Annotated in this window: 9 protein-coding genes; 1 reads left to right on the plus strand and 8 read right to left on the minus strand. The window is 38.3% G+C overall.

Annotated elements, in window-relative coordinates; all coding sequences use genetic code 11:
• Positions 1 to 168: 168 nt before the first annotated feature.
• On the plus strand, positions 169 to 1,212 hold the full coding sequence (locus tag CI949_RS12340) for a LacI family DNA-binding transcriptional regulator (protein WP_290766959.1): 1,044 nt from the start codon (positions 169 to 171) through the stop codon (positions 1,210 to 1,212).
• A 31-nt stretch (positions 1,213 to 1,243) separates the two neighbouring features.
• Here CI949_RS12340 and pta read toward each other — a convergent pair whose 3' ends face one another.
• The 8 genes from pta to CI949_RS12380 all read right to left on the minus strand — a co-directional run bounded on the left by pta (position 1,244) and on the right by CI949_RS12380 (position 9,766).
• Positions 1,244 to 2,242 carry a phosphate acetyltransferase gene (gene pta / locus CI949_RS12345; RefSeq protein ID WP_290766961.1) on the minus strand — a complete coding sequence of 333 codons (999 nt, stop codon included), beginning with the start codon at positions 2,240 to 2,242 and terminating at the stop codon, positions 1,244 to 1,246.
• Between the two features lie 43 nt (positions 2,243 to 2,285).
• Complete coding sequence (locus tag CI949_RS12350; protein ID WP_290766963.1) at positions 2,286 to 3,575, minus strand: cation:proton antiporter; 1,290 nt, start codon at positions 3,573 to 3,575, stop codon at positions 2,286 to 2,288.
• Between the two features lie 137 nt (positions 3,576 to 3,712).
• A complete protein-coding gene (gene fba / locus CI949_RS12355; protein ID WP_290766965.1) occupies positions 3,713 to 4,570 on the minus strand; it encodes a class II fructose-1,6-bisphosphate aldolase in 858 nt (285 codons plus the stop codon).
• 64 nt (positions 4,571 to 4,634) lie between these two features.
• On the minus strand, positions 4,635 to 5,765 hold the full coding sequence (locus tag CI949_RS12360; RefSeq protein WP_290766969.1) for a sodium ion-translocating decarboxylase subunit beta: 1,131 nt from the start codon (positions 5,763 to 5,765) through the stop codon (positions 4,635 to 4,637).
• Positions 5,766 to 5,776: 11 nt separating this feature from the next.
• Positions 5,777 to 6,199 carry a biotin/lipoyl-containing protein gene (locus CI949_RS12365; protein WP_290766972.1) on the minus strand — a complete coding sequence of 141 codons (423 nt, stop codon included), beginning with the start codon at positions 6,197 to 6,199 and terminating at the stop codon, positions 5,777 to 5,779.
• Positions 6,200 to 6,213: 14 nt separating this feature from the next.
• Entirely contained in the window at positions 6,214 to 6,552 is a 339-nt protein-coding gene (locus CI949_RS12370; RefSeq protein WP_290766974.1) for an OadG family protein, read from the minus strand.
• Between the two features lie 106 nt (positions 6,553 to 6,658).
• Positions 6,659 to 8,209 carry an acyl-CoA carboxylase subunit beta gene (locus CI949_RS12375; RefSeq protein ID WP_290766976.1) on the minus strand — a complete coding sequence of 517 codons (1,551 nt, stop codon included), beginning with the start codon at positions 8,207 to 8,209 and terminating at the stop codon, positions 6,659 to 6,661.
• Positions 8,210 to 8,383: 174 nt separating this feature from the next.
• A complete protein-coding gene (locus CI949_RS12380) occupies positions 8,384 to 9,766 on the minus strand; it encodes an aldehyde dehydrogenase family protein (RefSeq protein WP_290766978.1) in 1,383 nt (460 codons plus the stop codon).
• Between the last annotated feature and the right edge of the window lie 122 nt (positions 9,767 to 9,888).

Here is a 9,888-nt window from a genome sequence, read left to right on the forward strand (position 1 = left end):
CGGGCGATTTAATATTATAAAACAACAATGATTTTAATAAAAACAATTTACACATTATGGGTTTATTGCTATATTTTTTAAGCTTTTTGTGGTAGAATCGTAATATAAGTTATTATAATAAATGAGGGTAAATATTTACCCTTAAAACTTAAAGTCAGGTGATTTAATATGGGAGTAACATTAAAAGATATAGCCGAAAAAGCTGGTGTCTCGATTTCTACTGTCTCACGAGTAATTAATAATGATCAGTCAAGACCGGTAAGTGAGCATACAAGTGAGATTGTCTGGAATTATGTAGATCAACTCGGTTATAATAAGCATAAAAAGAATAATCAGCAGAATTCAACTACCACTAAAAGTATTGGTTTTATCTTAAATGATACGCCAAAAATATACAACCACCCCTTCTTTTCAGTTATGCTGGAGGGTTTAGAAGATGAAGCCCGCAAACAGGGTTATTCTATAGCTTTTTCTTACACTCAGGCTGATCTGGAAGTTCCTGCGATTGAGCATAAGTTAGTCAGTCAGGAAGAGGCTGATGGGGTAATTATAATTGCCGAATATATTGAAGAAAAGTTTTTTAATGAGCTTAAAGACAGCTTTGAAAATATCGTTATCTTTGATAACCGCAACCCAGATATTCATGATTATGATGCAATTAATGTTCAAAGACGGGAAGCAGCAGCTGAAATTGTAGAATATTTGGTTGAACTCGGCCATCAGGAAATTGCTTTTATTGGTGCAGCTCTGATTGGTTCAAATCATGACACAGTTGTCCATGAAGACCGCTATCTTGGTTTTGCAGATGTGATGAAGAGGCACGGACTGCCAATTAGAGAAAAATATGTTAAAAAAGCAGACTGGGAAATGGGTCTTGGCTATGAAAAAATGAAGGAAATTCTGGAATTAGATGAACTGCCGACAGCAGTTTTTGTGGCCAGTGATTATATGAGTATTGGTGCTATGAGGGCAATTCATGAAGCTGGTTTAGAAATTCCAGCAGATATTTCAATAGTTTCCTATGACAACATTAAAATGGCTCCATTTACCAATCCACCTTTAACTACAGTGCATGTTCCTAAAGAAGAAATAGGAAGACAGCTGGTTAAAACCTTAATTGACCGCATCAATGGTGATATCCATATGCCCTTACAGATTATTGCTCCAACTGAATTAAAAATAAGAAAAAGTGCAGCTCCTCCCCGCCAATAGGGAGGCTGCACTTTTTTTGCAATTATAAATTTTATTTATTTTGAGCCTGTACTGCTGTAATCGCTGTTAAATTAACAACATCTTCCACTGAACAGCCGCGAGATAAATCATTAATCGGTGCCGCCAGCCCCTGTAAGATAGGACCAACTGCATCTGCACCTGCCAGCCTCTGTACAAGCTTATAACCAATATTACCTGACTGCAGATCAGGAAATACCAAAACATTTGCCCTGCCTGCAATTTCACTTTCCGGAGCCTTTCTCTGACCAACACTTTCTACTAATGCTGCATCTGCCTGCATCTCTCCATCAATTTTTAGATGAGGAGCGTTCTCATGGGCAATTTTAACTGCTTCACGCACATTATCTACGTTTTCATGACAGGCACTGCCCATTGTTGAAAATGAGAGCATCGCAACTTTAGGCTCAAAATCCAGCAAGCTCTGAGCTGTATCTGCTGCTGCAATAGCGATCTCTGCCAGCTGCTCTGAATTAGGTGCCGGATTTACCGCACAGTCAGAAAAGACCATTACTCCCTCTTCCCCAAAGCTTTTATCTTTTAAAACCATAATTAAGGCACTGGAAACTGTCGAAATACCTTCTGCTGTTTTAACAATCTGAAAAGCCGGTCTTAAGACATTACCAGTTGCATTAGCAGCCCCGGTAACCATTCCATCTGCCTTATCAGTATAGATCATCATTGTTCCAAAATAAAGTGGATCTTTCACTGCCTTTTCTGCCTCGGCTTTAGTAATTCCTTTATGTTTTCTCAGTTGATAAAATTCGTCTCTAAATTCTGCTATGTACTCAGAATCTTCAGGATCAATAATTTCAACTCCATCCAGCTCAACACCATAGTCAGCTGCCGAATCTTTGATCGACTCTAAATTCCCCAAAATTACTATTTCAGCAATTTTTTCAGCTTCAATCTCTGCAGCTGCCTTAACTATTCTTTCGTCATCACCTTCTGCAAAAACAATTTTCTGCAGATTGGAAGCTGCTCTTTCTTTAAAATTTTTCAGTACATCCATTTAAATACCATCCCCCGTGTTTTAGAATTTAATCATAATTAATTTAATCAATAGTTCCTTCTCCAGATTTTAGTAAAGCATATTTAGTTAACAGAGGTCCAAATATTTCTGTAACAGCCGCTGTTAAAATAAGTGTATTAAAAATCAAAAGTCCTATTTCTGGTGCCTCCACATACTGCTTCTGGACTGAATAAGCAAGGGCTATTGCAACACCACTCTGCGGCAGCAGTCCAAGCCCAATATATTTTTTAATATTCTCAGCTGCCCCAGATATTTCTGCTGCAAGTGAAGCCCCTCCAATTTTACCAATTGTCCGGGCAATAAAATATACTGCTGCAATGACAAAGAAACTTTTTGATCCCATTTCAGAAAACCTGATTTCTGTACCTGCAATAATGAAAAATAGGGCATAAAGTGGGATTGTAATCGTTTCAAAATACTCTGAGATCTGAAGATTCTTTTTAGCAAAATTTCGTACTGAAAACCCTACTGTCATATTGGCAATCAGAGGAGAAAAACCCATATAAATTGAGATCGATGTGCTCAATAAAATCATTAAAAGTGCTGATAGCAGCTTTTTTATTTTCTGATTATAACCACTTATTAAAAACTGTGCCAGATAGCCGATAACCAGACCAATAATTACAGCACCTGTGATTTCAATTAGAGGGTGAATCATCATTTCTCCAAAATGAATTTCTGCTCCCCCTTTATACTGAGCAAAAGCTATAGGACTTATTAAGCTGAAAACAATTAAAGCCACTGCATCATCAATACCTATTACAGCCATCATAGTGGAAGTTAAAGGGCCCTCTGCCTGATATTCCTGAATAACCATAACTGTTGCTGCTGGAGCCGTTGCAGTAGCAATTGCACCTAATAATAAACCCATATAAAGCGGCCAGCCAAAAAAATAAACAGCTGCAGCAACCAGACCAAAGGCAGCAAATGACTGAATAATTACTATATAAAAAATACTTTTACCCAACCTTCTGATTGTTTTTAGCGAAAGTTCACTGCCGATTGTAAAGGCAATAAAAGCCAGAGAAATCTGGGTGATATAATTCATATTTGTAAGTATAAAGGTATATAAATTTTTCAGATCATTATTTATATAGGGTAATAAACTTAAAATATCAGGACTCAAAATAATTCCTAAAAAGACATATCCTACAACAACCGGTATATGAAACCTTTTAGATAAAAGTACTGTAAAAAATGCAAGCAGCAGAAAGATAGTAATTAAAAATATTTCTTTATCTGCGATACTTTCGATTACAAACCATTCTTCTAGTTCATTTAATTTGAAATCATAAATCAAATTTTCATTCATAATTTATAAATCATCTCTCTCAATCTCGTTATTTTCAGCTTTATTTAAAAAAATCAAATAATATTTTTCAATCTAAACTCTAGAGAATAAAGACCTGCTGATTAGCAGATCTTTATTAGCTCTAAATAAAATTAAATTTACCAGGCTTTACCACTGCTACCCAGTATTTTAATTTTTTCTTTTGCCTTTTCAATTACTGCATCTCTACCAGGTCCACAATAAGTATGCACATCATAAACTTCAGGGTCCTCTGCAAAAATTTCTTTGACTCTTTTAGTAAATGCCTGCTGGAAATCAGTATTAAAATTAACCTTATTCACACCATATTTAACAGCAGTCTTTAAATCCTGATCAGAAACACCAGAAGCACCATGTAAAACTAGAGGCATATCCAGTAATCTTTTTATTTTATGAAGCCTTTCAAAATCTAATTCTGGCTTGCCCTGATAAACACCATGAGCTGTGCCAACTGCAACTGCCAGGGCATCAACTCCAGTTTTTTCTACAAATTCCTTAGCCTTATCAGGATCAGTATACATCGCATTTTTTTCTTCAACTGTATGACCATCTTCAGTTCCAGCAATTGTACCCAGCTCTGCCTCAACACTTACTCCAACACTGTGTGCTACCTCTACAACCTTTTTAGTCATTTCTATATTTTCCTCAAACTCTTTTGTTGAAGCATCAATCATCACAGAAGAAAATCCAGCTCTAATTGCAGCTATTATACTTTCAAATCTGCTTCCATGATCTAAATGCAGTGCCACCGGAATTGATCGATCTTTAATAACTGCTTCTGTCATTCTGCTGACAGTTTCCAGACCTATATAAGGAATAATTCTTTCACTAACCTGCAGTATTAAAGGTGCCTTCATTTCTTCAGCACCAGCAGCAAAAGCCTGTAAAAATTCCAGATTATTAATATTGAAGGCCCCCACAGCATAATTATTTAAGTGTGCTTCCTGCAGAAGTTCTTTCATCGGCTTTAAATTCATTTTTCTACTCCTCTCAAACCTTAATTTACTAGTTCAGCTTTAATTAATTTTATCTTAACTGCTCTTAACCCAAAATTGAAAGCAGAGTACCGGCTGCAATTGCAGAACCAATAACTCCGGCAAAGTTGGGACCCATCGCATGCATTAGAAGGTGATTGGAAGGATTTTCTTCCTGGCCTACCTTCTGCACAACTCGGGCTGCCATCGGTACTGCAGATACTCCTGCTGCACCAATCAGTGGGTTGACCTTACCTCCACTGAGCCTGTACATCACTTTACCAAATAAAACTCCTACTGCTGTACCAAAGCTGAAAGCGATTAAACCTAAAACTAAGATACCAATAGTTTCGGCATTCAAAAATGCCTCTGCACTGGCTGTTGCCCCAACTGTAAGACCTAAAAATAAAGTCACTATGTTCATTAAGGCATTCTGGGTTGTTTTAAGTAAGCGGTCAACTACTCCCACTTCCCGCATTAGATTACCAAACATCAGACTACCTAAAAGCGGTAGGGCTGAAGGTACTAATAAACCACCAAGTAAAGTTACAGCTATCGGAAAAATGATCTTTTCCTTTTTTGTTACATGTCTTAACTGCTCCATTTTTACCTGGCGCTCTTCTTTTGTTGTTAGAGCCTTCATAATCGGCGGCTGAATAATCGGTACTAAAGCCATATAGGAATAGGCTGCTACTGCAATCGGACCTAATAGATGTGGTGCCAGCTGACTGGCTGAAAAGATAGCTGTCGGTCCATCAGCTCCACCGATAATTCCAATTGCACCTGCTTCTGCAGGTGAAAAACCTAAGGCTATTGCTCCAAAAATAGTAGCAAAGATACCAAACTGGGCTGCTGCACCTAAAAGGGCAGTTTTAGGCTGGGCGATCATCGGCCCGAAGTCAGTCCAGGCTCCAACTCCCATAAAGATAATTGGAGGATAAATTCCTAATTTAACTCCCTGGTAGAGGTAGTATAATAAACCTCCTACCTGACCATCTTTCCCGGCTGCCATCAGTCCTCCTAAGGGCAGATTAACTAAGAGCATCCCAAAACTGATCGGCACTAAAAGCAGGGGCTCATATTCTTTGACCACTGCCAGATACAAAAGTATGGAGGCAATGATGATCATTATAAATTGTCCAAGCCCCAGGTTTAAATAACCTGTTGACTGGATAAATAGTGAGATCTTATCTAACATGATTTAGCCCCCTATTCAATTACCAGCAGTATGTCTTCTGCATCAACACTGTCTCCGACTCTTACTTTGATATCTTTGACTGTTCCTGCTTGAACTGCAGTAATTTCGTTTTCCATCTTCATTGCTTCTAAGACTATTAAGGTATCACCTTTGCTGACAGTTTCACCTTTTTTAACATTGATCTCTAAAATGCTGCCGGGCATTGGTGCCACAACATCACCTTCACCAGCTTCAGCCGGAGCTGCCATCTCCTGCTCTTCTTTTTTAGCTTTAGGGGCAGCTTTTTTGGGTGCTGCTTTTCTTTTAGGAGCGGCAGTGCTGCTGCCTGCACTCACTGTGCTCTGAGCTGCTGTTCCAGCGCTCTCTTCACTTCCTATTTCCTCAACATTTACAATAAATTCTTCACCATCTACCTCAACTCTAAATTTTTTCATTCTCTATTCAGCTCCTATCTCTTCCAGTTTTGATTACTTTTTTGAATGGATATTATCCGATAATTTTTTTGATCATTTAAACTTTCATAAATAGCTGCAGTTACTGCTGCTATCTTCTGGGGAGATATCCCCTCTGCTGCAGCTTCTATTTCAGCTTCAGCTGCTGACTTATTTTCAGCTTCTGAAATTTCTCTTTTCTGTTTAACCTTATTTTTACTTTTCTTTTTCGATCCACTTTCCGGTCCAAATAGTCTTCCGCTGAAATGGAGGAAAACTGAGAGCAGATAAAGGGAAAGGAAAACTGTTCCCATTCCTATTATCAATAACTCCAGACCAAGAACATAATTATTCATACTTTCACCTACTTATTACTATTTTATAGTTAAATAATCTCATTATTTTCTTTTAGATCAGCTTAATAACTCTGATATATATCAAAATATTTTTAAGCGGCACTCTTTAAAGCGGAATATTGCCGTGCTTTTTCTCCTGACCATCTTCTTTTTTATTGCTCATCATCTCTAAACCATTGATCAGCTTGGCTCTGGTCTCTTCCATCTTGATGACATCATTGACCATCCCTCTTTTTGCTGCTATATAGGGGTTGGCAAAATTATCTTTGTAATCATCTATTTTATCCTGGCGCAGCTGATCTGGATCATCTGCTTTAGCGATTTCTTTTCTGTAAATTACATTGGCTGCACCCTCTGGACCCATAACTGCTATTTCTGCTATCGGCCAGGCATAAACTAGATCAGCTCTAACTGAGCGGCTGCCCATAGCGATATAGGCTCCACCATAAGCTTTGCGCATAATTAAAGTTATCTTGGGTACTGTTGCTTCTGAGTAAGCATAAAGCACCTTAGCACCGTGGCGGATTACTCCTCCATATTCCTGTTCTGTACCCGGCATATATCCCGGCACATCAACTAAAGAGATAATCGGGATATTGAAGCTGTCTAAAAAGCGGATAAAGCGAGCTATTTTAGTTGAAGCATCAATATTTAAACAGCCTGCCAGATGCTGGGGCTGGTTGGCTACTATACCAACACTGCGTCCGTTGAGGCGGGCAAAGCCGACTACTGCGTTCTGAGCAAAGTAGGGCTGAACCTCCATAAAGCTGTCTTTATCTGCCAGAATATCGATAACATCTCTGACATCATAAGCTTTCTGCGGGTTTTCCTGAACAATTTCTTTCAGCTCTTCAGTGCTGCGGCCCGGATCATCCTGAACCTCAAGCTTTGCCGGCTCTTCTTTAAAATTATCCGGTATGTAGGATAAGAGGCGCCTGATATTATCTAAGGCAGCTTCTTCACTGTCTTCCATAAAGTGGGCAACACCGCTGACCTGGTTGTGGGTGGCTGCTCCACCGAGTTCTTCTGCTGATACCTCTTCTCCAGTTACTGATTTAATTACACTGGGTCCGGTAATAAACATCTTTGAGGTCTGGTCGACCATAAAGATAAAGTCTGTGATCGCTGGTGAATAGACTGCTCCACCGGCACAGGGACCTAAGATCGCTGTAATTTGAGGTACTACTCCTGAAGCTTTGGTGTTGCGGTAGAAAATCTCACCATAGCCGTTTAAGGAATCTATGCCCTCATTGATGCGCGCTCCACCGGAATCATTAAGACCTATTACCGGGGCACCGTTTTTAACAGCTAAATCCATTACCTCAGAAATTTTATTGGCATGGGCTTCACCAACTGAACCTCCCATAACTGTAAAGTCCTGAGCGTAAACATAGACTAAGCGGCCTTCAATTGTACCATAACCGACTACAACTCCCTCTCCTGGAACTTCCTTTTCGTCCATTCCTAAAGATGTGCTGCGGTTTTCTACAAACATATTCAGTTCATTAAAAGTACCATCATCTAATAGATATTCTATTCTTTCTCTAGCGGTTTTTTTATTCTTTTTATGCTGTTTTTCGATTCTGGCCTGGCCGCCACCAAGACGAATCGTTTCTTTTTTATTTTCTAATAATTTTTCTTTTTCTTCTACGGACATCTAAAAACCACCTTTCGCAAATTAATAAATATAATCTTTGTTAAAAAATTCATTAAACAGCTTAAACATATTCAAATTTAGACATTAAAGAAATAGAAGCCCACTTTTCAATTGAATCTGCAAAAAGGGACTTCTATTTTATAGATTTATTTTTTAAGTGTTAACCAAAATCAATTAAGCTTCTTCACCAAATAATTCTTCATCACTTGGGATCTCAGCTTCAATTGGTTTTGAAAGCCAGGTTACATTTAAGAAATGTTTAAGGGTAATATTCTCTGTTGTAATATTACCGCCCCAGGTTCCACAGCCTAAACTTAGGGTAAAGGGCATACCATTATTCCAGTTACCACTATTACCATAACTTTGAGACTGTCTAACCATAATTCTGCTTACTGGAGCAAAAGCACCCAGCTTTTCAATATGCTCATCATTTGTAGAGTGAATTCCACAGGAATGGCCTAAGCCCTGGAATCTTAAGATCTCTTCAACTCGCTTAAGTGCATTATCAAAACCGCTGTATTTATAAACTGTTAAAATCAGTGACAGTTTTTCGCCAGAATAGGGATACTCTTTACCTACCCCATCTTCTTCAACAATAAAGAATTTAATATCATCTGAAATATCAAGCCCTGCTGCATCTGCAATTGTTTTGGCAGAGCGGCAGATTAAATCAATATTTAAATGGTAGCCGTCAACAAAGAATGCATCCTGCAGCTGCTGCTTTTCTTCTTTTGTTGTAAAATAACCACCCTGTTTCTGCAGTTCTTCCATTAATTCATCATAAACAGATTCCTCTACTATCAGTGAGTTTTCTGTAGAACAGCTGGTACCATTATCAAAGGTCTTACCATTCATAATTTTTTCTGCTGCATCTTCTAAATCAGCTGTTTCATCAACAATAATTGGTGCATTTCCAGGGCCAACTCCATAAGCAGGAGTTCCCGAGGAATAAGCTGCCTTAACCATGGAGCCTCCACCGGTAGCTACTACCAGATCACTCTGTGACATCAGCTCATTTGTTGCTTCAATTGAAGGTTCTTCAATAATCTGGAATAAATCTTTTGGTGCACCTGCCTCTTCTAGAACATCTCTCATTAAATTAACAATTTTAGTCGATGTTTTTTTGCTGCGTGGATGAGGTGAGAAAACAATAGCATTTTTCCCCTTTAAAGCCAATAAGCCTTTTACAGGAGGAGTTGCTTCACAGTTGGTTACAGGTACTATACCACTGATTACCCCTACTGGTTTAGCAAATTTAATAATTCCCTCTTCTTCATCTTCTTCAATTTTACCCATAGATTTTAAATCTTTAATATCATTCCAGGTTCCTTTTACTTTTTTAGTAATTTTAACCCGCTTATGTTCTACAACACCCATTTTGGTTTCTTCTACAGCTAACTCTGCAATTTCCTGAGCATCTTCTTCATTTGCTGCAGCTGCTGCTACTTTATTACATAGTTCATCAATTTCTTCTTGGCTGTAATCTGCAATCTGATCCATTGCTTTCCTTGCTCTATCTATCATTCCCGAAACTAAGTTTTTTGCTTCTTCACTCATTAATAAACACTCCTTTTATAATAATTAAGATTTTCGGCTAAATAAGCCCTTGATTGATAAGGCTTAATAGCACCTTTCAAAATTTTTCACCCCAACCTGAAACCAATATTTCCCTTTATCAT

The organism is Halanaerobium sp., from assembly GCF_003070835.1.

Excerpts from the sequence above, each read along its gene's own strand:
- CI949_RS12360 (WP_290766969.1), bottom strand. The coding sequence starts at position 5,765 with ATGTTAGATAAGATCTCACTATTTATCCAGTCAACAGGTTATTTAAAC.
- CI949_RS12375 (WP_290766976.1), bottom strand. The coding sequence starts at position 8,209 with ATGTCCGTAGAAGAAAAAGAAAAATTATTAGAAAATAAAAAAGAAACG.
- CI949_RS12370 (WP_290766974.1), bottom strand. The coding sequence starts at position 6,552 with ATGAATAATTATGTTCTTGGTCTGGAGTTATTGATAATAGGAATGGGA.
- CI949_RS12350 (WP_290766963.1), bottom strand. The coding sequence starts at position 3,575 with ATGAATGAAAATTTGATTTATGATTTCAAATTAAATGAACTAGAAGAA.
- CI949_RS12365 (WP_290766972.1), bottom strand. The coding sequence starts at position 6,199 with ATGAAAAAATTTAGAGTTGAGGTAGATGGTGAAGAATTTATTGTAAAT.
- CI949_RS12380 (WP_290766978.1), bottom strand. The coding sequence starts at position 9,766 with ATGAGTGAAGAAGCAAAAAACTTAGTTTCGGGAATGATAGATAGAGCA.
- fba (WP_290766965.1), bottom strand. The coding sequence starts at position 4,570 with ATGAATTTAAAGCCGATGAAAGAACTTCTGCAGGAAGCACACTTAAAT.
- pta (WP_290766961.1), bottom strand. The coding sequence starts at position 2,242 with ATGGATGTACTGAAAAATTTTAAAGAAAGAGCAGCTTCCAATCTGCAG.
- CI949_RS12340 (WP_290766959.1), top strand. The coding sequence starts at position 169 with ATGGGAGTAACATTAAAAGATATAGCCGAAAAAGCTGGTGTCTCGATT.